Below are 24,229 nucleotides of genomic sequence, written 5' to 3' on the forward strand. Positions count from 1 at the left end.
CTAGACGAACAGTTCGCGCCGCGCGCTCTGGCTGATGGCGACGGTGGCCGGGTGGCGCAAGCGCCGTTCCGTCGTGATCGCATACACCTGCTCGACGAGGCTGTCGACCCGGCCCAGCGCCACCACGGCGTATTGTTCGCACACCTGGGGCGCGATGACGGTGGGGGCGAAGAACAGGCCGGCGCCGGACTGGCCGAAGGCCTTCATCATGGCGCTGTCGTCGAACTCGCCGACGATGCGCGGGTGCAAATTATTGTCGCCGAGCCACTGCAGCAAGCGCCCGTAGATGGCGAAGTCTTCGCCCGGCAGCAGCAGCGGCGCGCCGTCCAGGCATTGCGGGAAGCCGCCCGTCAGGGTGGCGGCCAGGGCTGGCGTGCCGAACAGGGTCATGCCGCTTTCGCCGAGCAAATGGTTAAAGCCGCGCACGCTCAGGTGGGCCGGCATGGGGCGGTCCGCCATGATCAGGTCGAGCCGGTGCACGGCCAGGTCCGCCAGCAGGCTGGCCAGTCGTCCTTCGCGGCAGATGATGCGCAGCGGCTCGGCCAGGCCCAGCGCCGGCTCCACGAGGCGGCAGGCGATCAGTTTCGACACGGAATCGGCGCAGCCCACGCGGAAGGTGGTCGTCGTCGTGCGCGACTGGTCGCGCACGATTTCCAGCAATTCATCGCCCGTGCTGAAAATGCTTTCGGCATGGCTGAGGATGCGCCTGCCCGTGTCCGTCAATTCCAGCTGGCGCCCGCTGCGGCGGAACAGTTCCACGCCCAGGGTGTCGGCAAACTCGCTGAGCTGGCCGGAGATCGATTGCGGCGTCAGGTGCAGCTGCTCGGCCGCGCGGGCGATGCTGCCCGTCTTGGCCACCATCCAGAAATAACGCAAGTGCTTGAAGTTGAGTGTCGACATGGGTTTTCCCGGCAGATTAATGCATCGAGTTTTTCGATGTATTATTAAATTATATTCGATTTGTTCGATGTTTATATTCAGACTATGATGGCTGCTCAATTCATGCAAGGAGAGTGTCATGGAGTTCAGGATACAAACGGATAGTTGCGGAGGCCGCCGATGAATGGCCTGGAAAGTATTGCAACAGCACCCATGTGGGCCGGCTTCATCGCCTTTGTCCTCGTGATGCTGGCGCTGGACTTGTTCGTTTTCGGCGGCAACAAGGCGCACAAGGTCAGTGTGAAGGAAGCGGCGACGTGGTCGCTCGTGTGGGTCAGCCTGGCCCTGCTGTTCAACGGCGGGCTGTGGTGGTATCTGAACGGCACGGCCGGTCCTGAGATCGCCAACCAGAAGGCGCTGGAATTTTTCTCCGGCTACCTGATCGAGAAAGCCCTGTCGGTCGATAACGTGTTCGTCTTCCTGCTGATCTTCAGCGCCTTCCAGGTGCCGATCCAGTACCAGCGCCGGGTGTTGATCTATGGCGTGCTGGGCGCCATCGTCATGCGCGCCGTGATGATCATGGCCGGTGCGTGGGTGGTGAGCGAGTTCAGCTGGGTGCTGTACCTGTTCGGCGCCTTCCTGCTGGTGACCGGCATGCGCATGCTGGTGGCGGCCGATGCGGAACCGGACGTGGCGAACAACCCCGTGCTGCGCTTTGCCCGCCGCCACTTGCGGGTGGCGGACGGCGACCACGGCGAGCGTTTCTTCGTGGCCAAGGGTGGCTTGCGCTATGTCACGCCCTTGTTCCTCGTGCTGATCCTGATCGAGGTGACGGACCTGGTATTCGCGGTCGATTCGATCCCGGCGATTTTCGCCATTACGACGGACCCGTTCATCGTCTTCACGTCGAACCTGTTCGCCATCATGGGATTGCGTGCCCTGTACTTCCTGCTGGTGGACGTGGCTGACCGCTTCCACATGCTCAAGTATGGCCTGGCGATGGTACTGGTGTTCATCGGCGCCAAGATGCTGATCATGCCGTGGTACCACGTGCCGGTGGAAGCATCGTTGCTGGTGGTGGCGGTCCTGATCGTATCGAGCTGCGTGGCCAGCGTGTTCATCACCCGCAGCGACAAGAAGTAAATGCCGTACCGCGCGCCCTGCAATGGCGGGGCGCGCTTTTTAAACTGAGAATGGAAAGTGAACTATGCGTACCTATGCAATGAACAGTCCCCAGGCAGCGGGACGTATCCTGGCCCTGATGATGGTGGTCGATGGCAACCTGGCCAGTGCCGAGCTGCAAGCCATGCACCGCAGCAAGATCCTCGAGCATATCGACCTGGAGCCGGCCGCCTTCCAGCAACTGCTGCAAGACCTGTGCGACGACATGCTGACGTCGACCGTGCATGGCGCCGTGCAACTGGCCAATGGCGTGATCGACAGCCTGCTTGATGAAATCACCGAGCCGGACCTGCGCCGCAAGCTGCTGCAAGCCATGTGGAAGATCGCCGATGCGGACGACTGGCTGGCCGATGGCGAAGCCGTCTTGCTGGCCCGCGCCAGCGCGGCGTGGTCGGCGGAAACGAACTTTCGCCGGCATGCGGCGTAATTACTGCGCCTTGTGCCCCATGGCAATGACGGCGGCGCCGGCCAGGGCCAGGCCCACGCCGGCGACGTCGCTCCAGGCGGGCGTGACGCCGTCCACCAGCCACAGCCAGCCCAGCGCCGTGGCGATATAGATGGCGCCATACGTGGCATACACGCGGCCGCTGGCGGCCGGGTGCAAGGTCAGCAGCCAGACGAAGACCAGCAGGCTGAGGGCGGCCGGCAACAGCAGCCAGGCGCTGCCCTTGTTGCTCAGCCATAGCATGGGCAGGTAGCAGCCCAGCAGCTCGGCCACGGCCGTGACGGTAAACAGCCCGAAAGTGCGGGCAAGACTGGTCCATTCGATGGCGTCGTTCATGCTATTCCTGTTGTGCGGTCAGCCGTCATTGTAGACGGGGGCGTCAATTGAGCTGCAGGGCGACATACAGCAGCAGGCGGTCATCCGTGTCGTCCAGGTCCAGCCCCGTCAGTTCGGCGATCTTTTGCAGCCGGTAATCGAGCGTGTTGCGGTGGATGTGCAGGGCCCTGGCCGTGGCCATCGGGTGGCTGTGGTGGCGGAACCAGGCGGCCAGGGTGCGCATCAGGGTGCCCGACTTGCGGTCGTGCGCCAGCAGGCGCGCCAGGGTCTGGCGCAATTGCTCGGCCTGCCAACCGGCTTGCAGGCCGGACAACAGCACGGGCAGGCTCAGTTCCAGATAGGAAAAAGTGGATTGTCCGCCATCGCGGGCGCGTCCCACGCGCGCCGTCTGCTTTGCCGATTCATACGAAGCCGTCGCGCCATCGAGGCCCGGCAAGGCCACGCCCATGGACAGGGTGGCGCTCGGCGTGAGCGCCTGCTGCGCCACCTGGTGCAGTTCGAGCAGGCGCTGCCTGGCTTGCGCCGCGCGCGCCTGCTGCGGGCCGCTGGCGGGAAAGGCGTCGAGCAGCACCAGTTCTCCCGGCGAGACGACGGCCATCAGCAGCGAGGGCCAGCGGGCGGACAGGTCGGACTGCACTTGCTGCAGCTGTGTCAGCACCTGGTCCAGCCGCTCGCCCGGGCCTTCGCCCGCATCGGGTATTTCCAGCACGAACATGGCGCGCGGCACGCGCAAATCGACGGCCAGGCGCGCCGCCCATGCCTGCATGCTGGCGTCCGAAATGCCCGTGCGGTAGACGAGCTGGAACACGAATTCCTCGCGGTAGCGCTTTTCGTGCTGCAATTCGCTGACCAGTCGCGCCTGCTCCAGCATCATTTCCGCCATGGTACGCACCAGTTCGCCGAACTGGCGCACGGCGTCCGGCTCGCCCGTCAGGCCCAGCACGCCACAAATCTCGCCGCGCACCGTCAGGGGCAGGTTGATGCCGGCCCGCGTGCCGGGCAGCCGGGCCAGGTCGGCCGCGCCGATTTCCACGCTGGCGCGCCGGGCCAGCGCCAGTTGCGCGCCCGGATGCAGGTCGCCCACGCGCTGCGGATCGCCGCTGGCCAGGATCATGCCACGCGCATCGATGACGTTCACGCTGAAGGGAATGATGTGCATGGTGCGCCGGACGATGTCCTGCGCCAGGGGAAGGTCAATATTCGGCATGGGGTGGTCCGTCTTGTGCATCTGCATGGAATCATTGTATAAAACACTATATTTCTTCATGCATCCGCACGATGACTGTTTCTGTGGGCGATTGTACGATGGGCTGGCCGTATCCCATAAAAAAATAGTCAGGAGACACCCATGAGCACCCATCCAGGCGCCAGCCTGCCCGCCGGCGCATCCGCGCAAGACCGCGTGCGCGAAGGCGCCTACCGCAAGGTCACCTTGCATCTGATCCCCTTCATCTTCATCTGCTACCTGTTCAATTACCTGGACCGCGTGAATGTCGGCTTTGCCAAGCTGCAAATGCTCGATGCGCTGCAATGGAGCGAGAGCGTGTACGGCCTGGGCGCCGGCATTTTCTTCATCGGCTACGTGGCCAGTGGCGTGCCCAGCAATCTGCTGCTGCACCGCCTGGGCGCGCGCAAGGTCATCGGCACCCTGATGATCGCCTGGGGCATCGCCTCGGCCTGCCTGATGTTCGTCACCACGCCGGCCGCGTTCTATTCGCTGCGCTTCATCACGGGCGTGTTCGAGGCGGGCTTCTTCCCCGGCATCGTGCTGTACTTTACGAACTGGTATCCCGCGTCGCGCCGGGGCCGCATCATGGGCCTGTTCATGTCGGCCATTCCCATTTCCGGCTTGCTGGGCAGCCCCTTGTCGGGCTGGATGATGCAATCGTTCGCCGGCCACGGCGGCCTGGCCGGCTGGCAATGGATGTTCTTGATGCAAGGCATTCCTACCGTGCTGCTGGGCTTGCTTGTGTACGTGCTGCTGAACGACGGCATCGCCCAGGCGAAATGGCTCAATGCGGAAGAAAAACAGCTGCTGCGCGCCGACCTCGACGAGGATGAACGCCAGCGCCGCAACGGCGCGAATACGGCCGACACCTTTGCCAGCGTGCTGCGCAACAAGCACGTGTGGATGCTGGGCCTTGTGTATTTCTGCATCCAGATGGGCGTGTACGCGATCAACTTCTGGTTGCCCACCATCGTCAAGTCGCTCGGTTTCGCCAGCCCCGTGGCCGTGGGCTGGGTCAGCGCCATTCCCTACCTGTGCGCCAGCATCTTCATGATCTGGGTGGGCCGTTCGGCCGACAGGCACAAGGAACGCCGCTGGCATTTGAGCGGCCCCCTGCTGATGGCGCTGTGCGGCTTGCTGCTGGCGACACAGGCGCACGGCAACGTGGTCGTCGCCCTTGTCGGCCTGTCGCTGGCGACCATGGGCGCGCTGTCCGGCCTGCCCATGTTCTGGCCCTTGCCGACGGCGTTTCTCGGCAGCGCGGCGGCGGCCGGCGGCCTGGCGCTGATCAATTCGCTGGGCCAGGTGGCCGGTTTCGTCAGTCCTTTCCTCGTCGGCTGGATCAAGGATGCGACGGGCGGCACCGACGTGGCACTGTATATTCTTTCCGCAGTCCTGCTGCTGGGCGCCATACTGGTGCTGCGCGTTCCCGCGCGTATTGTCAACCGTTGAGTGAACCGCTGATTGAACCGGAGGAATAGACCATGACGACGACCCCACCGCCGCGCGCCTTGCTGCAAGCGATGTTCCAGGCCGCCATCGCCGCGGCCCAGCCATCGCACTGCATCCCGCCCCATTTGCCGCCCGCGCCCAAGGGCCGGCTGATCGTCATCGGCGCGGGCAAGGCGTCGGCCGCCATGGCGCAAGCCGTGGAGCGGCACTGGCCGGGGCCGCTGTCGGGCCTCGTCGTCACGCGCTACGGCTATGCCGTGCCGTGCGAACGCATCGAGATCGTCGAAGCGTCGCACCCCGTGCCCGACCAGGCAGGCATGGACGCGGCGCGCCGCATGCTCGAACTGGTCGGCAATTTGCAAGCTGACGATACGGTGCTGTGCCTGATTTCGGGCGGCGGCTCGTCACTGTTGGCCTTGCCCCTGGACGACATTACTTTGGCCGACAAGCAGGCATTGAACCGCGCGCTGCTGGCGTCGGGCGCCACCATCGGCGAAATGAATTGCGTGCGCCGGCATTTGTCCGCCATCAAGGGTGGCAGGCTGGCGGCCGCCTGCCATCCGGCGCAAGTCATCACGTTGGCCATTTCCGACGTGCCCGGCGACAAGCTCGGCGACATCGCGTCCGGCCCCACGGTGGGCGACGCGACGACGTGCGACGATGCGCTGGCCATCGTGCGCCGCTATGGCATGGACTTGCCGGACAGCATAAGAAAGACCTTGGAAAGCGGGCGCGGCGAATCCGTGAAGCCCGATGACCCACGGCTGGCGCGCACGCGCACGACCCTGATCGCCACGCCGCAGATGGCCCTGGAAGCGGCCGCAGGGGTGGCGCGAGCGGCCGGCGTCACGCCGTATATCCTGGGCGACAGCCTGGAAGGCGAGGCGCGCGACGTGGGCAAGGTGATGGCCGGCATCGCGCTGCAAACGGCCGCGCGGGGCCAGCCATTCCCCGCCCCGTGCGTGCTGCTGTCGGGCGGCGAAACGACGGTCACCGTGCGCGGCGACGGGCGCGGCGGGCGCAACGTGGAATTCCTGCTGGCGCTGGGCATCGCGCTGGACGGCCACGAAGGCATCCACGCGCTGGCCGGCGACACGGATGGCGTCGACGGCCAGGAAGATATCGCCGGCGCGGTTCTGGCGCCCGACACCCTGCAACGGGCCTGGGCGCAAGGCATCAAGCCACGCGACAGCCTGGACAACAACGATGGCCACGGCTTCTTCCAGGCGCTGGGAGATAGCGTGATCACTGGCCCAACCTTGACGAACGTCAATGATTTCCGGGCCATTTTGATTGCCTGATTAATTAAAACTTTCCAGCACGATTTTCCCTTTCGCGGTATTGCTTTCCAGCAGGGCATGCGCGCGTTTCAGGTTTGCCGCATTGATCGTGCCGAAGCGCTCGGCCAGGGTGGTCTTGATGACGCCCGCATCGACCAGCTGCGCCAGTTCCTCGAGCAATTCGTGCTGCTTGACCATGTCTGGCGTCTGGAACAGCGAACGGGTAAACATCAGTTCCCAGTGCAGCGACACGCTCTTGCCCTTGAACTTGCGCACATCGATGTGCTCGGGGTCGTCGATCAGGGCAAACTTGCCCTGCGGCGCGATCAGTTCCACGATTTGCTCGAAATGCCTGTCCGTCTGGTTCAGGCTGATTACATAATCGACGGGTGGCAAGCCCAGGCGCGTGATTTCCTGCGCCAGCGGCAGGCTGTGGTCGATCACGTGGTGGGCGCCCAGTTCCCTGACCCAGTCCGCCGTTTCCGCGCGCGACGCCGTGCCGATGATGGTCACTCCCGTCAATTGCCGCGCCAGTTGCACGAGCACGGAACCGACGCCACCGGCCGCGCCGATCACCAGCAGGGACTTGCCGGTATGACTCTTGTCACGGCTGATCTGCAGGCGGTCGAACAGCAATTCCCAGGCCGTAATGGCCGTCAAAGGCAGGGCGGCGGCCGGGGCGAAGTCGAGGTTGGCCGGCATGTGGCCCACGATGCGCTCGTCGACCAGCTGGAATTCGCTGTTGCTGCCGGGGCGGTTGATGGCGCCCGCGTACCAGACTTTATCTCCCACCTGGAACAGGCTCACGTCGGGGCCGACGGCGGTGACGACGCCGGTTGCATCCCAGCCCAGCACTTCCGGCTGGCCGTCTTTCGGCGCGCGGTTCTTGCGCACCTTGGTGTCGACGGGGTTGACGGAAATGGCCTTGACGGCGACGAGCAGGTCGCGCCCCGTGGCGGCGGGCACTGGCAGCTCGATGTCGAGCAGGGCGTCGGCATCGGTGATGGGCAGGCTGTGACGGTAGGCGATGGCTTTCATGGGTGTTCTTTCGGTAAACAGTGATGGAGTAGGCGTAGGTCGGATCAGGTCCGAAGGACCGTAATCCGATACCATTGTTGGCGTGGCCATACGGGCTTGACGTATCATGGCCATTTTCTCGCCCTGGAAACAGGGGGCGCGTACCGAAACACTTTCAAAGGAATGCTGAAAATTGCTGCGACTCGATGACTTGCAGGTATTTGTGCGCACGGCCGACCGGGGCAGTTTGTCGGCGGCCGCGCGCGAGATCGGCATTTCGCCCGCGCTGGCCAGCGCCGCCGTCAAGCGCCTGGAAGGGGAACTGGGCTTGCGCCTGCTGGCCCGCACGACCCGTTCGCTGAGCCTGACGGCGGAAGGCACGCAATACCTGGAACATGCGCGCGAAGCCTTGCGCCTGCTGCGCGCCGGTCACGATGCGCTGCTGGCAGGCAAGGACAGTTTCGGCGGAACCTTGAAAATTGCCATGCCTTCGGACCTGGGCCGCAACCTGATGCTGGGCTGGCTCGACGAATTCCAGTCGCGCCATCCGAAGCTGCACTACCAGCTCAGCGTCAGCGACCGGGTGGCCGACATGGTGCGCCAGCAAGTCGACGTGGCCATCCGCTATGGCCGGCAGGACGATTCGAGCATGGTCGCCATGCCGGTCGCGCCTGCCAACGACCGGGTGCTGGTGGCGTCGCCCGCCTATTTGCGCGAACAAGGCCCCCTGCAGGCGCTGGAAGATTTGGCGCAGCACAATTGCCTGCGCTTTGCGCTGGAAGACGGCTTGCACGACCGCTGGACCTTTTACCGCCTGCCGCAGCGCGAGCAGGTGACGATAACCGTGAGCGGCAACCGCAGCGCCGACGATGCCGACCTGGTGCGCCGCTGGGCCGTGGCGGGCCTGGGCATCGCCTACAAGTCGCGGCTCGACGTATCCGGCGACGTGGCCTCCGGCCGGCTGCAAGTGCTGCTGCCCGAGGTGGCGGGCGAGGCCGCGCCCTTGCAGCTGCTGTGCATGCACCGGGCGCAAGTGACGCCGCTCGTGCTGCAGTTGCGCGATTTTCTGCGCGACAAGTGCGCGGAGCGAACAGCATGATTGACCGTGGATGGTTCATTTCCGATGTGCGCGCCGCCGATCTGCGCATCATCGATTCTTTAAAATCACCTCGCTCATGTATTGATTCAAATCGCGAAAATCCTTTACCCGCCACGCATAGGGCGCGATCTTGACGCCATTCTCTTTCAAGGTCTTTGGAATCAAGTCGCCATTCGGGCGAAGGATGACCGACGATACAATCACGCCGGGATAATCCTTGAGGCGTTTTTTGAACGCGGCTGTTGTCAGGTCCGGCGTGGGAGGATTGCTTTTATTTGCCAATGGCCCCGTTCCCTTGATATCTGCTCCGTGGCAGACGGCACATCTCTGTACATACAGCGTTTTTCCATTGAGATTATCCGCGAAGGATGACGGCGTTTGCATCAGCGATAACATTCCCAGTGCGGCGATAAATAATATTTTCATTTCATTTTTAATGTGGACTTATTGTATGGATAATGCCTGGATCGAGAGAAAATACGGCAGTGCCATTGCAATACGCAGTTCTCTCGATAATATTTTATCCGAGATTGTTCATTGCTAATGTGCCCGCGCCCGAGGGAAATCGGCAGGCAAACCGTCGCGCTTGATTACAACTCGTTGCAAATGGCAATCATGCGCAGGTCAACCTGGGCGTACCCTCAGGCATTCTGGTTGAAACCGCTTGAAGGACTGCCATGACCCCTCGCCGAATATTGCCCACGACCTTGATTTCCCTGCTGTTGCTGGCCAGCTGCGCCGCCACCGGACCTGCCGTCCAGGCCGACCATCGCGCGCAGACCAGTTCCTCGCAGGACATTGCCTTGCTGGAAAGGGTCAGCTGGGGCGTCAATGCCGGCAGCGCGCGCCAGGTGCAGGCGCAAGGCTGGCAGCGCTACCTGCAGGCGCAATTGCATCCGGGCAAAGCCAGCCTGCCGCCCGCCGTGCAGGCGCAGATCGACGCCATGACCATCAGTCAGGTGCCGCTGGATCAATTGGTGGTTTCTATGGAGCAAAAACGCAAGGAGTCGGCCGCCGTCATGGATGACATGGCCAAGCAGCAGGCGCAAAAGGATTACCAGCAGGAACTCAACCGCCTGGCGCGCGAGGCGGCCACGCGCTCCTTGCTGTTGGACGTGTATTCGACTAACCAGCTGCAACAGCAACTGAGCTGGTTCTGGCTCAACCATTTCAGCGTGCACCAGGGCAAGCACAACTTGCGCGCCATGGTCGGCGATTATGAGGCGAACGCCATCGCCCCGCATGCGCTGGGGAAATTCCGCGACTTGCTGGGCGCCACCGTCCACCATCCGGCCATGCTGCGCTACCTGGACAATGAAGCCAACGCTGCCAAGCGCATCAATGAAAACTATGCGCGTGAACTGATGGAGCTGCACACCCTTGGCGTCAATGGCGGCTACAGCCAGGCGGACGTGCAGGAGCTGGCGCGCATCCTGACGGGCGTGGGCGTGAACCTGGGACCGGATACGCCGAAGGTGAAACCGGCCTTGCAGTCGCAATACGTGCGCCAGGGCTTGTTCGAGTTCAACCCGAACCGCCACGATTACGGCGATAAGCAATTCCTCGGCAAAACGGTGAAGGGCAGGGGACTGGCCGAGCTCGATGAAGCGCTGGACCGCCTCAGCCGCAGTCCCGCCACCGCGCACTTTATCAGCGGCAAGCTGGCCCAGTATTTCGTCGGCGACAATCCGCCCGCGCCCCTGGTGGCGCGCATGGCGGCCACCTTCCAGCAGAGCGACGGCATGATCGCCGACGTGCTGCAAACCATGTTCAACAGCCCCGAATTCACGCAATCGCTGGGCAAGAAATTCAAGGACCCCATGCATTACGTGGTGTCGGCCGTGCGCCTCAGCTATGACGATAAGCCCATCCTGAACGCGGGCCCCATGCTGAACTGGCTTTCGCGCATGGGCCAACCCCTGTACGGACGCCAGACGCCGGACGGCTATCCCTTGACGGATGCTTCCTGGGCCAGCCCCGGACAGATGACGACGCGCTTCGATATCGCCCGCACCATCGGTTCGGGCAGCGCCGGCCTGTTCAAGACGGATGGCCCGCAGCCGCAGGAAAAGGTCGCGTTTCCCCAGTTGGCCAGCGCCCTGTATTACCAGTCGCTGCAGCCAACCTTGAGTCCCGCCACGCGCCAGGCCCTGGAACAGGCCGCTTCGCCGCAGGAGTGGAACACCTTCCTGCTCTCGTCGCCCGAAATGATGCACCGCTGAAAGGAATTGTCATGAACCGTCGTGACCTGTTGAAAGCCCTGGCCGCCGCGCCGCTGTTGTCGCATGCGGGCAGCTTGCTGGCCGCGCCCGCCACGAATGCGAAGCTGCTGTTCGTCTTTTTGCGCGGCGGTTATGACGCGAACAACTTGCTGGTGCCCATCGGCAGCGATTTTTACTATGCATCGCGGCCGAATATCGCCATCGCGAAACCAGGCGAGGAAAACGGCGCGTTGGCCTTGAACGCCGACTGGGCCCTGCATCCGGCCTTGCGCGAAACCATCTATCCCATGTTTACGAGCGGCGAGGCGGCCTTCATCCCATTTGCGGGCACGACGGATTTGACGCGCAGCCATTTCGAGACGCAGGACAGCATCGAACTGGGGCAGGAACTCGGTGGGCGCCGAGATTTCCGCTCGGGCTTTTTGAACCGGCTGGCGCAAAGCCTCAATAGCAAGCAAGGCAACCACGCCATTTCCTTCACGGACCAGTTGCCGCTGATCTTCCAGGGCGGCGTGCAAGTGCCGAACATGGCACTGCGCTCCGTGGGCAAGTCGGGCATAGATGCGCGTCAAAGCCAGGTCATCGCCGCCATGTACAAGGGCACGCCCCTGCAGCAGCCGGTCAGCGCGGGCTTTGCCGTGCGCGACGATGTAACGAAGGAATTGACGGGAGAGATGCAGGCGGCCAACCGCAACGCCATCAGTACCAAGGGCTTTGAACTGGAAGCGCAGCGCATTGCCCGCTTGATGAAGGACAAATACAAGCTGGGCTTTGTGGACGTGGGCGGCTGGGATACGCACGTGGGACAGGGCGGCGCCAACGGCTACCTGGCGGGGCGCTTCGACGAGCTGGGGCGTGGTCTGGCCGCGTTTTCGCAGGAAATGGGCAGCGAGTGGCGCAATACCGTCGTCGTCGTGGTCAGCGAATTTGGCCGCACCTTCCGCGAAAACGGCAACCGCGGCACGGACCATGGCCACGGCAGCGTCTTCTGGGTGCTGGGCGGGGCGATCCATGGCAAGCAGGTGGCGGGCGAGCAGGTGGCGATTTCGCAGGCGAACCTGTTCCAGAACCGCGACATGCCCGTGCTCAATGAATACCGGGCCGTGCTGGGCGGCCTGCTGCGCCGCACTTTCGGTTTGACCCCGGCGCAGCTTGACCACGTGTTTGCCGGCGTGAAACCGGTGGAACTGGGCCTCGTGTAAATCGCCATGCCGCCGTGTTACGCTACGCCTGCGCGACTGGCGCGTAGCGTATCCTGGCCGCGCTTGGCGCCGGGCACGAATGGAGTGGCATGAACGATACCCAGCGCGACATCGTCAGCGCAGGCTTTTCCCTGGCCCTGGTCGCCGTGACGGCCTTCGTCATGCAGCGTTTCTTTTTGCCGCTCGTGTGGGCCGGCATCCTGTGCGTGGCCACCTGGCCCTTGTACCTGCGCGTGCGCGCGGCCCTGGGCCAGCGTCCCATCGTGGCGGCCGCCGTGCTGACCCTGGCGTTTGCCTGCATCTTCATCATTCCCGTGCTGTTCGGCGTGGCACAGGCGGCGCGCGAAGTGCCCGTGCTGGCCAATTTCGTCGTCCATGCGAATACCGACGGCTTGCCCGTGCCGGACTGGGTGGCGCACATTCCCCTGGCCGGCAGTGCCATCGGCGACTGGTGGCAAGCCACCCTGAGCCAGCCCCATGGCCTCGGCCACTTCTTTGCTGGCAGCGCCGTGGGCGGCTTTCATTCGGCGCGCGACATGCTCAAGGTGCTGGGCGCGGACGTGTTCCACCGCCTGGTCGACTTCGGCCTGGCGTTTTTATGCCTGTTTTTCTTCTACAAGGATGGCGAAGCGCTGACGCGCCAGATCACGGCTGTCGGCAGCCATTTCCTGCGCCCCGAACGGTGGGGCCGCTATGCGCAAAAGATCCCGACCGCCATCCGCGCGACAGTCAACGGCCTGGTGCTGGTGGGCCTGGCCGAAGGCGTGCTGATCGGCATTGCCTACGCCATCGCCGGCTTGCCGTCGCCCGCCCTGTGGGCCTTTGCCACGGGCATCCTGGCCATCATCCCCTTTGGCGCGCCGCTCGCCTACTTGTGTGCGGCCGCCTTGCTGGTTTTCCAGGGTAATGTCGGCGCCGCCATCGGCGTGGCCGTGTGGGGCACGGTGGTGCTGTTCGTGGCCGACCATTTCGTGCGTCCCGGCATGATCGGTAACGCCACCCGCTTGCCTTTCCTGGCCGTGCTGTTCGGCATCCTGGGCGGCGTGGAAACCCTGGGACTCGTGGGCCTGTTCATCGGCCCTGTCGTCATGGTGCTGTTCGTGACCTTGTGGTACGAAGCGAACGTGTCTGACAAGGCACTGCCAGTGCAAACACCTGCCAGCCCGGCCGCACCGGAACGCACACAGTAATGAGGGGTTGGCCAGCGTTGCCGCTGGCCAGTACTGGCGCGCTCCCGGCGTGGCCGGGCGGAGCTGACTTTACAACAGGGTGCGAGCACCTTGTTTTAAAGTCATTCTTAATGTGCCTTGGATAGAATGAGCAACCAACGGCGCATCAGCAGCACTTCAACATAGCCCGGCTCGATGCCCGTACCGCACTCGATCAAGGGATTGACGGTGTAGTAGCGCTTGCGGAAGTCGCGGCAGACGAGGATTTCGCGCTTGCCCATGCGGACGAGGAAAGAGCTTGGGGCGTATTCCAGGCCGAACCGTGAGCCAAAACCGCTATTCAATGTTGCCATGACAATTCCTTTGAGGGAGATGTGTTGAACGAGTCATCAGAATAGCATAACTACTGTATGAATACACAGCTACTGTATGAATAAACAGTATTTTTTTACTGGTGTGGTTTTTTTGATCAGCACCAGGAACATGAAAGAGAGATGAGTTTGCAAGAGAAAAATGACATGAGCATGACCACGGGCTGGGCCACGAAACTGCGCCGCTTCGTCGAGGCGCGTCTGTCGCCCGAAGGCGAGCTGGGCCTGCATATGACGGTGGGCGTGGCCCTGATGCTGGTGGCCATCGTGGTCTTCCACGAGATCGCCGAAGCCGTCATGGGCATGGCCCAAATTACCGTGATCGACTTGCAGGTGGCGCAGTGGTTCAACCAGCATGCCGTGCCGTGGGCTACCCGCTGCCTGCTGGTCGTCACGCACATGCATGGCGTGATCGGCGCCATTACTCTGGCCGTCTTGCTGGGCTGGTATCTGCACCGCAAGGGCGCCGATTACTGGCTGTTTACCCTGGTTATCACCATGCCGGGCGTCATGTTTTTGAACCTGCTGCTAAAGTACATTTTTGTCCGCGCTCGGCCCAGTTTTGACGAACCCATCCTGCAGACGGCCTTGAGCACGTACAGTTTTCCCAGTGGCCATACCGCCACCTCGACGGCCCTGTACGGCTTGCTGGCCGCCTACCTGATTTGCCAGACGGCGCCGGGCGCCTGGGGCAAGCGCATCGCCATCGCGCTGGCGGCATTCCTGATGGCGGCGCTCGTGGGTTTCAGCCGCATCTACCTGGGCGCGCATTACCTGAGCGATGTGCTGGCGGCCATGGCGGAAAGCTATGGCTGGCTCGCCATCTGCATCGCCGGCGTGTCGACCCTGCGCCGGCGCCGGCACATCCGGCAAACCAAATAAGGGGGAACGATCCTGAGCAAGATTGCAGTTATCATCAACGGGGGCGCCGGCTGCGGCTATGCGCCCGACTGGGCGCAGCAGCTCGAAGCGAAATTCGCCACCGTGGGGCTTGACGCCGCCATCACCCTGGCGCAAAGCGGTGTCGAGATGATCGCCACGGCCGAACAAGCGCTGCGCGATGGCGCGCCCATCGTCGTGGCCGGCGGCGGCGACGGCACCATCAATGCCGTCGCTTCCGTCGTCGTGGGCAGCGGCACGCCGTTCGGCGTCTTGCCGCTGGGTAGCTTGAACCATTTCGCCAAGGATTTGACTATCCCGCTCGAGCTCGATGCGGCGATTGCCAACGTGGCGCAGGGCGTGCCGCGGCAGGTCGACGTGGGCGAAGTCAATGGCCGTATCTTCCTGAACAATTCCAGCCTGGGCCTGTATCCCGATATCGTGCGCGACCGCGAAAAGCAGCAGCGCCGGCTGGGGCGGGGCAAGTGGCTGGCCTTCAGCTGGGCCCTGGTGGCGGCCTTGCGCCGCTACCCGTTTCTCAGCGTGCAACTGACACTCAACGACGCCGTGCATGCGCGGCGCACGCCATTCGTCTTCATCGGCAATAATGAATACCTGATGGAAGGCTTGAATATCGGCGAGCGCGAACGGCTCGATGGCGGCCAGCTGAGCCTGTACGTGGCGCAGCGTCCGGGCCGATTGGGCTTGCTCAAGCTGGCCTTGCATGCGCTGTTCGGCAAGTTGTCGCAGGCCAAGGATTTTGACGTGCTGACGGCAACGGACCTGGAAATCGCCACGCATCACCGCCGCCTGCGCGTGGCCACCGATGGCGAGGTGACCATCATGAATACGCCGCTGCAGTACCGCATCCGTCCGGCCGCGCTGGACGTGATCGTGCCGGCGCCAGTCAAGGAGTAAGGCCATGCGTACCATCGTGCATTTGTCCGACTTGCATTTTGGCAGGGTCGACGCGGACTTGCTGGCACCCTTGCGCGCGCTCGTCGAGCGCCTGGAGCCGGACGTCGTGGTGGTGTCGGGCGACCTCACGCAGCGGGCCCGCAGCGTCCAGTTCCAGCAGGCGCGGCATTTTCTCGACAGCTTGCCGGGGCCGCAGATCGTCGTGCCGGGCAACCATGACGTTCCCCTGTACAACGTCTTTTCCCGCTTCCTCACGCCGCTGGTGAAGTACCGGCGCCATGTGACGGACGATTTGTCGCCTGAATATGTGGACGAGGAAATCGCCGTGCTGGGCATCAACACGGCCCGCTCCCTGACCTTCAAGGATGGGCGCATCAGCCACGAGCAGATCGATTTCCTGCGTGAACGCCTGGGCCGTTTGCCGCCCGGTTTGACGCGCATTATCGTCACGCATCACCCGTTCGACTTGCCCGAGCACTTCGACGAAGACGACCTGGTCGACCGCGCGCCGCAAGCCTTGCAAATGTTTTCCGAATGCGGCGTCGATTTGCTGCTGGCGGGACATTTGCATGCCAGCGTGGCGGGCAATACGGCCGAGCGCTACAAGATCGCCGGCTACGCCGCCCTGATGGTGCAGGCGGGCACGGCCACGTCCACGCGGGGCAGGGGCGAGTCGAACTCCTTCAACGTGCTGCGCGTGGAAAACAGCTGCATCCGGGTCGAGCGCTACAGCTGGAATGAAGATGCCGCCGACTTTGAAAAAGTCAGCACGGAAGCGTTCGAGCGCCAGGGTGGCGTGTGGGCCAGCTTGCGGCCGCTGTAGGTTTCCCGTAGGTCGGATTAGCGCGGCGAAGCCGGGCGTAATCCGACAATATTGTTGGCTTTGGTAATGGCTGTGGTGATGTCGGATTACGCTCCGCTAATCCGACCTACAGCCAGTAATTCATGAAGCGCGCCGCCCATTCCTTCATGCGGTCCGAGAGCGGCCGTGTTTCCCATTTCGATTTGGTGATTTCTTCCGAATCGCGCAAGTCTTCCTGGAAGGCGTTTTCCATTTCACGGCCGAAACTGTCACCGAGCACGATCACGTTCAGCTCGCTGTTGTGCAGGAAGCTGCGCATGTCGATATTCGTCGATCCGACGGTCGACCAGGCGCCGTCGATGACGGCCGTCTTGGCATGCAGCACGGCCAGTTTCAAATGAAAGATGCGGATGCCGCCGGCCAACAGCTGGTCGTACAGCGCGTGTCCAGCATGAAATACGAGGCCGCTGTCGGATACGCCGGGCAGCACCACGGTGACGTCCACGCCCCGCTTTGCAGCCGCGATCAGGGCGTCGACCGTCTGCTGGTCGGGCACGAAATAGGCGGACGTGATGTGGATCGATTTCTTGGCTTCCTGGATGGCCAGGATGTAGGCCTTGTAGATTTCAAAGCCGCCCTCGGGCTCGCTGGCCACGACGCGCACGAGCTTGTCGCCCACTTCGGCGAGGACAGGGAAATAATTGGCGTCCGGCAGGTCGGCCTGGTCTTGCTGGGCCCAGGTGCGGATGAACAGCCACTGGAAGGCGGCCACGGCCGGGCCTTCCACTTTCACGTGGGTATCGCGCCAGCCCACGTCCTTCTTGTCGGCGGCCTTGTTCTTGGAGCGGAACAGCGAGCTTTTTGCATAGGTATCGCTGATATTGATGCCGCCCGTAAAAGCCGTCTTGCCGTCGACGATCAGCACCTTGCGATGGTCGCGGTTGTTGATCTTCCAGTCGTCTCCCTTGAGCTTGGCCGGATTGACGGGGTTGAACGCCACCAGGTGCACGCCGGCCGCGCGCATGCGATCAAAAAACGCCTGCGGCACGCCGATGGTGCCCACGCTGTCGTAGATGACGTTGACCGTCACGCCCGCTTGCTGCTTTTCGATCAGCATGTCGGCAAATTTCAGGCCCAGCGGGTCCTGGTCGAAGATATACGTTTCCAGGTTGATGCTGGTCTTGGCGTCGCTGATGGCCTGGAACATGGCGGCCATGGTTTGCGGGCCGTCGAACAGCAAGGTTACCTTGTTGCCCTTGATCAAAGGCACGCCCGTGGCCGCCTCTTCCAGCGCGGCCTGGGTTTTCAAGTCCATACCGGACTTGGCCCAGCGCTTGTTGAGCAGGGCGGCGCGGCTGTTGACGTTCAGCACGGCGCCCTTGCCCGTGATCACCTTGGGCTTGGCAACGGGTTCCAGGGTGGTATTGAGATTCTTGACATTGGGCAGCGAGGCGCATGCAGCCAGGGTCCAGCACAGCAATAGGGCGGTGAGGCAGGGTTGCATGCGCCTAGCGGTCATTTTTGAGCCTTGTTCGTCAGTGACAGGTTTGCCGATTCATCGGCCAATGCCAGGGGTGGCGGGTTTTTCGAGCCAAAGAAGAAGACGATGGGCGAGCGCAGGAAACGCTTGCCCAGAATCTTCAGCAATTGCATGCCGTGCTTGAAGCGCACCTGGCGCGAACGCAGGGCCACCCACAGGGCCAGGCCGAAGCTGACCAGCAGGTTGGCCGTGCCGATGGCGAAGATGCCCGACAGCGACTTGACGGCCAGCTGCCAGCTCATGTTGTGGTCGAGGCCCACGAGGGCCGTGGCGAAGTTGGCGGCCGAGAAGGTGATGTGGCGGATATCGATCGGCAGGCCGATCAAAAAGCCCAGGGTGCCGATGGAGCCGAGCAGGATGCCGAAATAGAAGTTACCCATCAGTCCGCCCAGGTTGTTTTCCAGGTACAGGCCCAGGCGCTGCAGGCGTTCCTGGCCGATCACGCGGCCCAGGCTGCGCAATTGCGCGATGCGTTGCGCCCAGCGCGTGTACAGGGCCTGGTTGTCATAGTAGCCGGAAATCAGGCCCGCCACGAACAGGCACACGCCGGCGATCATGGCGTAGAAGATGGCGGGGCTGCCGATGGGGTCGATATCATGCAGCAGGCGCATGGCTTTTTCCGGCGTCACCAGATTGTGCCCCGTGATCGCCTTGTAGCCGAGCGCGATCAGCCACGCCGTGGGAATGGCCGTGGCCAGGTTGCCCAGCACGGCCATGTTTTGCGTGCGGAAGACCTTGTTGATCAGTTCGGCCATGCTGTCGAGGTCGATGTTCCGGCCATCCTTGCTGTGCAGGCCTGCCGCGATGCGCGACGCCGTCATGGCCGGCTGCTTGGTGGCGACCGTGAAGTGCAGCAAGTGGATGAACATGAAGCCGATCGAGTAATTCATGCTGAACATGAAGGCTTCGACCAGCGGCGCCGAGCGCAGATACGACATCAGTATCTTGAACAGGGCCATGAAGCCGATGATGATGCCCGCGCCCGCCGACGAGAGGAACATGGCGCCCATTTCGCGGCGGTTTTCGGCGATGTAGTGTTCGCCCGTGCGGCTCGCGTTTTCCGTCACATTGCGCGCCAGCAAGTTGATATTGTCGGAAAACAGGTCGCTGACCTTGTATTTGTTGTTGTGCGCCTGGATCAGTTCCAGCGCCAGCCCGACGGCGCCCGCGCGGCGGCGGCTGACGGGTTGCGGGTGCAGCAGGTCTTGCGTGGCGTCGACCGTGATGGCGGCGATGTCCACGTTGTTCGACGCGGGCAGCTCGCCGCTCGTGTCGACGAGGAACAGCAGCTTGCGCAGGCGCTCGATGCTTTGCGCCAGCGCCACCAATAAATACGTGAGGGGAATGCTGGTGCCCTGGTACAGCGCCTTTTTGCGGATCTTGGCGATGACGGCGTCGCACTGGTCCAGCATCACCAGCAAATGGCGCGCATCCTCGATGTGCTCGATGTCGCCTTGCAGCAAATTCGTGTAGGCGTCGAGGTAGGCGTTCACTTCCGTGTTTTGCACCATGAATGGCGACTGGAACACTTCGATTTCACTGTGGAAACGCGTCAATTCCGGTTCCAGTCCCATCGCGCAGACGCGGTAGGACAGGGTGCGGATGGCGTCGAGCATGCCTGGCAGCATGATGTTGCCATCGCCGACGGCCAGTTCGATGTCGTCGCTGGTGAGCACGTCGAACAGTTCCAGCCAGTCCGTCGCGGGCACGTTGCTGATCCACAAATAATCGGTCTTCAGGTACAGCACCTGGTCGAGCGCGTCGTTCAGATATTCATCGCCGAGGGCGGGCGGCAGCATGCGGTAGGCGATGCGGCGTTTCAATTCCGTGAAAAAACCGCTGTTCGACAGCACGCCGATATCGGTGTAGAGGCTGGCGTGGCGGCGCGCGGCCAGCACGCGCAGCACGTATTCGTGCAGGGCGCGCGCCTGGGCGGGGTTACCTTTGAGAAGCTGGCGCAGGGTGCGCACGTTGGCAATCGCGGTAGCGCTGTCGTGAGGGCGCTTGGGACGCAGTGAGTTGAATAATTCCACCAGCAAGTCGATATTGCTGGAATTGGGGTCAATGCGTTCGAGGATAGCTAGCATGCAAAAAAACGGGCGAGCCGCTGTCGGTAAAACCAGTAGTGTACCGCCTGCATCAGATCACGCAACGTTCGCCACCGAACATTGCTGTACGGCAGGGCCTGCTATTCACGTCATTTTGCCGCAGATTGCCACACATCATGGTCATTCTTGCGTGTTGTCAGTGTACGACGCATTTCCCGGGACTAAGCTGAAGTTTCTGTTGTACAACGCACGGATGGCTGGACAAAAAGCGGGGATAAGGTAACACTGAGATCAGACACACAGCGCATGTCCTGATCAATACCGGGAAGTTTCATCCACGTTACCGAGATATTTATCATGAAGACCTCGTATTTTGCGCTTGCTGTGATAGGGATGGGGCCTTTTGCGCTGGGCGCGACGGCCCAGGCTGCCGATGGCGCGGGCAGTGCCGCATCCAGTCACGTTGCCGTGTACGGCGTGCTCGACGCGGGCATCGTCGCCGAGCGGGGCTGCGCCGCCGATTGCGCCGGCGCCAAGGTGTCCGGCGGCGTCGCGTCCGGCTCGCGCCTGGGCGTGCGGGGCCGCGAAGCGCTGGGCAACGACGTCTCCGCCGTCTTCACCCTGGAAGCGGGCATCCAGAACGACACGGGCCAGTCGGAAGAGGGCCGTCTGTTCGGCCGCCAGGCCTATGTGGGCCTCGACAGCCGCCTGGGCGCGCTGACCCTGGGACGCCAGTACAACCTGCAATACCTGACCCTGACCGACGTGGCCGACCCGTTCAAGGGCGGCATGGCCGGCAGCGCCGGCAACCTGGCCGGCTACAGCGTGAAACGTTACGACAATACCGTCAAATACGCGACACCGGCCTTGCGCGGCGTGACCGCCAGCGCCATTTACAGTTTCGGCGAGTCGCCGTACAGCAGCGCCAACAACCGCGCCTATGGCGCCACCCTCGGCTATTCGGCCGGCGCCGTGAATGTCAGCGTGTCGCACCAGCGCAAGAACAACTTCATCCTCGCCTCCGGCACCTTGCCCGCCATCGACATGTCGGCCCGCAACACCCTGATCGCGGCCAACATCGACCTGAAAGTGGCCACCGCCTTTGCCGCCGTGGGCGTGAACAAGGGCTATGGCAGTTCGCCGTGGGACCCGAACAATGCCTACAGCTCGCTGGCCCTGTCGATGTCGTCGTCGGACAGCCGCGACACCTTGCTGGGCGTGTCCGTGCCCGTGGGCGGCTTCAAGCTGCTGGCGTCCTGGGTGCGCAAGGATGACCGCGACCTGGCCAACCGCGACGCCAGCCAGGTGGCCGTGGGCCTCACGTACTCGCTGTCAAGGCGCAGCGATTTCTACGCGTCCTACGCAAAGATCCACAACAAGAACGGCGCCCGCTACACGGTGGGCAATGCCAGCGACGCGGGACGCGGCGACGCCGCCTTCAACATGGGCTTTCGTCACGGTTTCTGACCAGCAGCGCTTGATGGCGTGGGGCAGTTTGCTCCCAGCCACTTGCCGTTGCTCGTCACGTTCACCTGTTCCGGCGTACCGCGCGCGCTGGTCGTCACCGCCAGTTGCATGCTGAACGCCTGCTCGCCGCTGAATATCACCTTGCCTTCGCCGCTCGATTTCGGATTCGCGCACGTAAACGACACCTGCATTCCGCCTGCGATGTCCTTGTTCTTCGAGGTGCAATCGCCGGGCTGGCCCGTGGGAATCTGCTTGCGCGCGGCCATTTCCGGCGTCACGCACGCCGTCACGCGCACGGCGCCGCTGGCGTCCACGGTGGGCATGGCCATGCCGCGGCTGGCCGCCATGCTTTCCAGCTGCTTGCGTTGATCGGGAGGAAGGTTGCCCAGCTGCTGCAACACCATGGACATGGCGTTGTCGGTGGCGGCGTCGGGCGACGCCATCTTGCTGTCGACTTGCCACAGGCCAGGCTTGATGGTGGTCGATGGCGGGGCGGCCTGGACACTGGCTTGGGCGCCCAAGGCGGTGCAAGCCAGCAGGCTCAGGCTTAGCAAAGAGTGGTTCATGTTGGCGTCTCCAGAAAAGGCAGACCCCAGCATACGGCATGGCAAGCGGGGCACGCTTGCCATTGTGTTACAAACTGTGATCGGGCTCGATGCGGCGCACGTCGACGCTGGCGATGCGGCGCTCGTCGGCCTCGAGGATTTCATAGCGCAGATCGTCGAGTTCCAGCACTTCGCCCACGGCCGGCATGTTTTCGAAATGCGCCAGCAGGAAGCCGGCCAGCGAGTTGTACTCGCCGTCTTCGCTGACCAGGGTTTCCGTCTCGAACACTTGCTCCAGGTAATGCAAGTCCGTCGCGCCGTCGATGCGCCAGTGGCCGGGACCCAGCACTTCCACGTCGGGCTGCTCGTCCTCGTCGGGGAATTCGCCGGCGATGGCTTCCAGGATGTCGATCGGCGTGAGCACGCCCTGCACGGTGCCGAACTCGTCGACCACCAGCACCAGCTGGCCGCGCGAGCGCTTCAGCGTTTCCATGGCTTTCAGCACGCCGGCCGCTTCCGGCACGACGACGGCTTCGCGCATGCTGGCCGGGTCGATCTTGCCGTGCGATACCAGGTCTTCGATCAGGTCCTTGCTGCGCGCGATGCCGACCACATTGTCGAGGTCGTCATTGCAGACAGGAATCATGCTGTGCGGCGTTTCGCGCAGCAGTTGCAGCATCTTGTCGCTGCTGTCGTTCAGGTTGACCCACGACACGTCGCCGCGCGGCGTCATGACGGAGCGGATCGAGCGCTCGGCCAGGGTCAGCACGCCGCTGACCATGTTGCGCTCTTCCACGCCGAAGGCGGAGACGTCGGGCAATTCCTTGACTTCGTGCTCTTCCACGGTTTCGCGGCCCTTGCGCCCGCCCAGCAGGCTCAGCACGGCTTGCGCCGTGCGGTCGCGCAGCGGGGCGTTCGACTGCAGCTTGAGGAAGTTGCGGCGCGCCAGCTGGTTGAAGAACTCGATGACGATGGAGAAACCGATGGCCGCATACAGATAGCCTTTCGGAATGTGGAAGCCCAAACCCTCGGCCACCAGCGACAGGCCGATCATCAGCAAAAAGCTCAGACACAGCACGACGACGGTGGGGTGGGCGTTGACGAAGCGCGTCAGCACCTTCGAGGCCAGCATCATGACGACGATGGAAATGACGACGGCCGCCATCATCACGTACAGGTTTTCCACCATGCCGACGGCCGTGATGACGGCGTCGAGCGAGAAGACGGCGTCGAGCACGACGATCTGCGCCACCACGAGGCCGAAGCCCGCGTAGACTTTCGGGCCCGTCTGGGCGTGCGTCACGCCTTCGAGGCGCTCGTGCAGCTCGCTGGTGGCCTTGAACAGCAGGAACAGGCCGCCGACGAGCAGGATCAGGTCGCGCCCCGAAAACGAGAATGTCCATATGGAAAACAATGGCGTCGTCAGGGTGACCAGCCAGGAAATCAGCGAAAGCAGGCCCAGGCGCATGACGAGGGCCAGGGTCAGGCCCAGCACTCTGGCCTTGTCGCGCTGGTGCGGCGGCAGCTTTTCGGCCAGGATGGCGATGAAGATCAGGTTGTCGATACCCAGTACGATTTCCAGTACGACCAGCGTCAGCAGGCCGACCCAGATTGTCGGGTCAAATAACCATTCCATGTGTGTAACCTTGTAAAGTCAGTAAGTATCAAGCTTGCCTGGCGGCTAGTGCCCCGGGCGTGATGGGTGCTGCCGTGTTCGTCTCAGTGGCGGACGCGCGGCGGCCGTGTGGCCAGCCGCACGTCCGCTTCGGAAAGTGCGCCCGGTCCCGCTTGCCAAATGATGGCGTAAAACGGCACGGCCTGGCGCGAGCTCGGGTACAGCGTGATGGGGTCGTTGTCGCAGTCGTCGGCGTCGCCGCTGTCGCCAGGCAGACCCGCATGGAGGCTGGCGTCGGCACTATCGATGCTGAAGGAGGGCGTGGCTGTAGTGCCGGCCGCGATTGCATGCTGGAATGGGGAAGGGCTGGCGTAGGCCATGCTGGCGAACGCCTGGGGCAAAGCGATGAAGACAAAAAGGCAGAGCAGGACGAGAGCTCGTCTCATATACAGGCAGATAGTTCTGGAACCGTGGAGTATAACACGGGCACATAACAGCTCGATGACAGGGACTTGCGTAACTGATAAGTATGC

The 24,229-nt window shown here is 63.0% G+C and carries 23 protein-coding genes; 12 read left to right on the forward strand and 11 right to left on the reverse strand.

The genetic code is table 11. From position 1 onward, the window contains the following. The gene (gene nhaR, locus CLU90_RS27000) at window positions 1-900 is read right to left on the reverse strand and encodes a transcriptional activator NhaR (protein ID WP_046682401.1); all 900 of its coding nucleotides are present in this window, start codon (window positions 898-900) and stop codon (window positions 1-3) included. A gap of 159 nt (window positions 901-1,059) precedes the next feature. Here nhaR and CLU90_RS27005 point away from each other — a divergent pair, with 159 nt between their 5' ends. After that, a complete protein-coding gene (locus CLU90_RS27005) occupies window positions 1,060-2,022 on the forward strand; it encodes a TerC family protein (RefSeq protein WP_072456397.1) in 963 nt (320 codons plus the stop codon). A gap of 64 nt (window positions 2,023-2,086) precedes the next feature. Further along, a complete protein-coding gene (locus tag CLU90_RS27010; RefSeq protein WP_232731344.1) occupies window positions 2,087-2,488 on the forward strand; it encodes a tellurite resistance TerB family protein in 402 nt (133 codons plus the stop codon). On the opposite strand, the gene CLU90_RS27015 is transcribed toward CLU90_RS27010, so the two are convergent. Both CLU90_RS27015 and CLU90_RS27020 read right to left on the reverse strand, forming a co-directional pair. Further along, the gene (locus tag CLU90_RS27015; protein WP_100429281.1) at window positions 2,489-2,842 is read right to left on the reverse strand and encodes a YnfA family protein; all 354 of its coding nucleotides are present in this window, start codon (window positions 2,840-2,842) and stop codon (window positions 2,489-2,491) included. A gap of 43 nt (window positions 2,843-2,885) precedes the next feature. Next, entirely contained in the window at window positions 2,886-4,049 is a 1,164-nt protein-coding gene (locus tag CLU90_RS27020) for a sugar diacid recognition domain-containing protein (protein ID WP_100429578.1), read from the reverse strand. A gap of 141 nt (window positions 4,050-4,190) precedes the next feature. Here CLU90_RS27020 and CLU90_RS27025 point away from each other — a divergent pair, with 141 nt between their 5' ends. Further along, window positions 4,191-5,522, forward strand: coding sequence for an MFS transporter (locus CLU90_RS27025; RefSeq protein WP_100429282.1), 1,332 nt, complete (start codon window positions 4,191-4,193; stop codon window positions 5,520-5,522). A 32-nt stretch (window positions 5,523-5,554) separates the two neighbouring features. Then, window positions 5,555-6,823, forward strand: coding sequence for a glycerate kinase type-2 family protein (locus CLU90_RS27030; RefSeq protein ID WP_100429283.1), 1,269 nt, complete (start codon window positions 5,555-5,557; stop codon window positions 6,821-6,823). On the opposite strand, the gene CLU90_RS27035 is transcribed toward CLU90_RS27030, so the two are convergent. Further along, window positions 6,824-7,840, reverse strand: a complete 1,017-nt coding sequence (locus CLU90_RS27035) for a zinc-binding alcohol dehydrogenase family protein (RefSeq protein WP_100429284.1) — start codon at window positions 7,838-7,840, stop codon at window positions 6,824-6,826. Between the two features lie 172 nt (window positions 7,841-8,012). Here CLU90_RS27035 and CLU90_RS27040 point away from each other — a divergent pair, with 172 nt between their 5' ends. Continuing rightward, the gene (locus CLU90_RS27040) at window positions 8,013-8,918 is read left to right on the forward strand and encodes a LysR family transcriptional regulator (protein WP_092718139.1); all 906 of its coding nucleotides are present in this window, start codon (window positions 8,013-8,015) and stop codon (window positions 8,916-8,918) included. Window positions 8,919-8,966: 48 nt separating this feature from the next. Here CLU90_RS27040 and CLU90_RS27045 read toward each other — a convergent pair whose 3' ends face one another. Then, entirely contained in the window at window positions 8,967-9,344 is a 378-nt protein-coding gene (locus CLU90_RS27045) for a c-type cytochrome (RefSeq protein ID WP_092718142.1), read from the reverse strand. 251 nt (window positions 9,345-9,595) lie between these two features. On the opposite strand from CLU90_RS27045, the gene CLU90_RS27050 reads away from it, so the two are divergent. The 3 genes from CLU90_RS27050 (at window position 9,596) to CLU90_RS27060 (ending at window position 13,532) form a co-directional block, all read left to right on the forward strand. Beyond that, window positions 9,596-11,140 carry a DUF1800 domain-containing protein gene (locus tag CLU90_RS27050; protein WP_092718146.1) on the forward strand — a complete coding sequence of 515 codons (1,545 nt, stop codon included), beginning with the start codon at window positions 9,596-9,598 and terminating at the stop codon, window positions 11,138-11,140. Window positions 11,141-11,151: 11 nt separating this feature from the next. Next, entirely contained in the window at window positions 11,152-12,342 is a 1,191-nt protein-coding gene (locus CLU90_RS27055) for a DUF1501 domain-containing protein (RefSeq protein WP_092718149.1), read from the forward strand. A gap of 89 nt (window positions 12,343-12,431) precedes the next feature. Further along, window positions 12,432-13,532, forward strand: a complete 1,101-nt coding sequence (locus tag CLU90_RS27060; RefSeq protein WP_092718152.1) for an AI-2E family transporter — start codon at window positions 12,432-12,434, stop codon at window positions 13,530-13,532. A gap of 107 nt (window positions 13,533-13,639) precedes the next feature. Here the strand turns inward: CLU90_RS27060 and CLU90_RS27065 are convergent, their stop codons facing one another. Beyond that, entirely contained in the window at window positions 13,640-13,864 is a 225-nt protein-coding gene (locus CLU90_RS27065) for a hypothetical protein (protein WP_010396348.1), read from the reverse strand. Window positions 13,865-14,029: 165 nt separating this feature from the next. Here CLU90_RS27065 and CLU90_RS27070 point away from each other — a divergent pair, with 165 nt between their 5' ends. From CLU90_RS27070 to CLU90_RS27080, 3 genes are read left to right on the forward strand one after another with little or no spacing between them, the layout of a single operon-like run. Next, entirely contained in the window at window positions 14,030-14,764 is a 735-nt protein-coding gene (locus tag CLU90_RS27070; protein ID WP_092718240.1) for a phosphatase PAP2 family protein, read from the forward strand. A gap of 12 nt (window positions 14,765-14,776) precedes the next feature. Next, window positions 14,777-15,679 (forward strand): diacylglycerol/lipid kinase family protein, encoded by a 903-nt coding sequence (locus CLU90_RS27075; RefSeq protein WP_100429285.1) that lies wholly within the window; start codon window positions 14,777-14,779, stop codon window positions 15,677-15,679. Window positions 15,680-15,683: 4 nt separating this feature from the next. Next, complete coding sequence (locus CLU90_RS27080; RefSeq protein WP_092718157.1) at window positions 15,684-16,502, forward strand: metallophosphoesterase family protein; 819 nt, start codon at window positions 15,684-15,686, stop codon at window positions 16,500-16,502. A 106-nt stretch (window positions 16,503-16,608) separates the two neighbouring features. On the opposite strand, the gene cls is transcribed toward CLU90_RS27080, so the two are convergent. Both cls and CLU90_RS27090 read right to left on the reverse strand, forming a co-directional pair. Then, window positions 16,609-17,985: a cardiolipin synthase gene (gene cls, locus CLU90_RS27085; RefSeq protein ID WP_442906722.1), complete on the reverse strand. Its 1,377-nt coding sequence runs from the start codon at window positions 17,983-17,985 to the stop codon at window positions 16,609-16,611. An 11-nt stretch (window positions 17,986-17,996) separates the two neighbouring features. Beyond that, window positions 17,997-20,108 carry a site-specific recombinase gene (locus tag CLU90_RS27090; RefSeq protein ID WP_092718162.1) on the reverse strand — a complete coding sequence of 704 codons (2,112 nt, stop codon included), beginning with the start codon at window positions 20,106-20,108 and terminating at the stop codon, window positions 17,997-17,999. 354 nt (window positions 20,109-20,462) lie between these two features. On the opposite strand from CLU90_RS27090, the gene CLU90_RS27095 reads away from it, so the two are divergent. Continuing rightward, on the forward strand, window positions 20,463-21,536 hold the full coding sequence (locus tag CLU90_RS27095; RefSeq protein WP_232731345.1) for a porin: 1,074 nt from the start codon (window positions 20,463-20,465) through the stop codon (window positions 21,534-21,536). Here the strand turns inward: CLU90_RS27095 and CLU90_RS27100 are convergent. From CLU90_RS27100 to CLU90_RS27110, 3 genes are all read right to left on the reverse strand, one after another. Further along, window positions 21,524-22,102 carry a DUF3617 domain-containing protein gene (locus CLU90_RS27100; RefSeq protein WP_100429287.1) on the reverse strand — a complete coding sequence of 193 codons (579 nt, stop codon included), beginning with the start codon at window positions 22,100-22,102 and terminating at the stop codon, window positions 21,524-21,526. The genes CLU90_RS27095 and CLU90_RS27100 overlap by 13 nt on opposite strands. A 67-nt stretch (window positions 22,103-22,169) precedes the next feature. After that, window positions 22,170-23,717 (reverse strand): TerC family protein, encoded by a 1,548-nt coding sequence (locus CLU90_RS27105; protein WP_092718170.1) that lies wholly within the window; start codon window positions 23,715-23,717, stop codon window positions 22,170-22,172. Between the two features lie 83 nt (window positions 23,718-23,800). Then, window positions 23,801-24,076, reverse strand: a complete 276-nt coding sequence (locus tag CLU90_RS27110) for a hypothetical protein (RefSeq protein WP_092718173.1) — start codon at window positions 24,074-24,076, stop codon at window positions 23,801-23,803. Window positions 24,077-24,229 lie beyond the last annotated feature (153 nt).

This window comes from Janthinobacterium sp. 67 (assembly GCF_002797895.1).
Classification (GTDB): Bacteria; Pseudomonadota; Gammaproteobacteria; order Burkholderiales; family Burkholderiaceae_D; genus Janthinobacterium.

Excerpts from the sequence above, each read along its gene's own strand:
- CLU90_RS27090 (WP_092718162.1), bottom strand. The coding sequence starts at position 20,108 with ATGCTAGCTATCCTCGAACGCATTGACCCCAATTCCAGCAATATCGAC.
- CLU90_RS27045 (WP_092718142.1), bottom strand. The coding sequence starts at position 9,344 with ATGAAAATATTATTTATCGCCGCACTGGGAATGTTATCGCTGATGCAA.
- CLU90_RS27030 (WP_100429283.1), top strand. The coding sequence starts at position 5,555 with ATGACGACGACCCCACCGCCGCGCGCCTTGCTGCAAGCGATGTTCCAG.
- CLU90_RS27060 (WP_092718152.1), top strand. The coding sequence starts at position 12,432 with ATGAACGATACCCAGCGCGACATCGTCAGCGCAGGCTTTTCCCTGGCC.
- CLU90_RS27020 (WP_100429578.1), bottom strand. The coding sequence starts at position 4,049 with ATGCCGAATATTGACCTTCCCCTGGCGCAGGACATCGTCCGGCGCACC.
- CLU90_RS27110 (WP_092718173.1), bottom strand. The coding sequence starts at position 24,076 with ATGGCCTACGCCAGCCCTTCCCCATTCCAGCATGCAATCGCGGCCGGC.
- CLU90_RS27035 (WP_100429284.1), bottom strand. The coding sequence starts at position 7,840 with ATGAAAGCCATCGCCTACCGTCACAGCCTGCCCATCACCGATGCCGAC.
- CLU90_RS27070 (WP_092718240.1), top strand. The coding sequence starts at position 14,030 with ATGAGCATGACCACGGGCTGGGCCACGAAACTGCGCCGCTTCGTCGAG.
- CLU90_RS27050 (WP_092718146.1), top strand. The coding sequence starts at position 9,596 with ATGACCCCTCGCCGAATATTGCCCACGACCTTGATTTCCCTGCTGTTG.
- CLU90_RS27105 (WP_092718170.1), bottom strand. The coding sequence starts at position 23,717 with ATGGAATGGTTATTTGACCCGACAATCTGGGTCGGCCTGCTGACGCTG.
- CLU90_RS27100 (WP_100429287.1), bottom strand. The coding sequence starts at position 22,102 with ATGAACCACTCTTTGCTAAGCCTGAGCCTGCTGGCTTGCACCGCCTTG.
- CLU90_RS27055 (WP_092718149.1), top strand. The coding sequence starts at position 11,152 with ATGAACCGTCGTGACCTGTTGAAAGCCCTGGCCGCCGCGCCGCTGTTG.
- CLU90_RS27010 (WP_232731344.1), top strand. The coding sequence starts at position 2,087 with ATGCGTACCTATGCAATGAACAGTCCCCAGGCAGCGGGACGTATCCTG.
- CLU90_RS27015 (WP_100429281.1), bottom strand. The coding sequence starts at position 2,842 with ATGAACGACGCCATCGAATGGACCAGTCTTGCCCGCACTTTCGGGCTG.
- nhaR (WP_046682401.1), bottom strand. The coding sequence starts at position 900 with ATGTCGACACTCAACTTCAAGCACTTGCGTTATTTCTGGATGGTGGCC.
- CLU90_RS27005 (WP_072456397.1), top strand. The coding sequence starts at position 1,060 with ATGAATGGCCTGGAAAGTATTGCAACAGCACCCATGTGGGCCGGCTTC.
- CLU90_RS27025 (WP_100429282.1), top strand. The coding sequence starts at position 4,191 with ATGAGCACCCATCCAGGCGCCAGCCTGCCCGCCGGCGCATCCGCGCAA.
- CLU90_RS27095 (WP_232731345.1), top strand. The coding sequence starts at position 20,463 with ATGGGGCCTTTTGCGCTGGGCGCGACGGCCCAGGCTGCCGATGGCGCG.
- cls (WP_442906722.1), bottom strand. The coding sequence starts at position 17,985 with ATGCAACCCTGCCTCACCGCCCTATTGCTGTGCTGGACCCTGGCTGCA.
- CLU90_RS27080 (WP_092718157.1), top strand. The coding sequence starts at position 15,684 with ATGCGTACCATCGTGCATTTGTCCGACTTGCATTTTGGCAGGGTCGAC.
- CLU90_RS27065 (WP_010396348.1), bottom strand. The coding sequence starts at position 13,864 with ATGGCAACATTGAATAGCGGTTTTGGCTCACGGTTCGGCCTGGAATAC.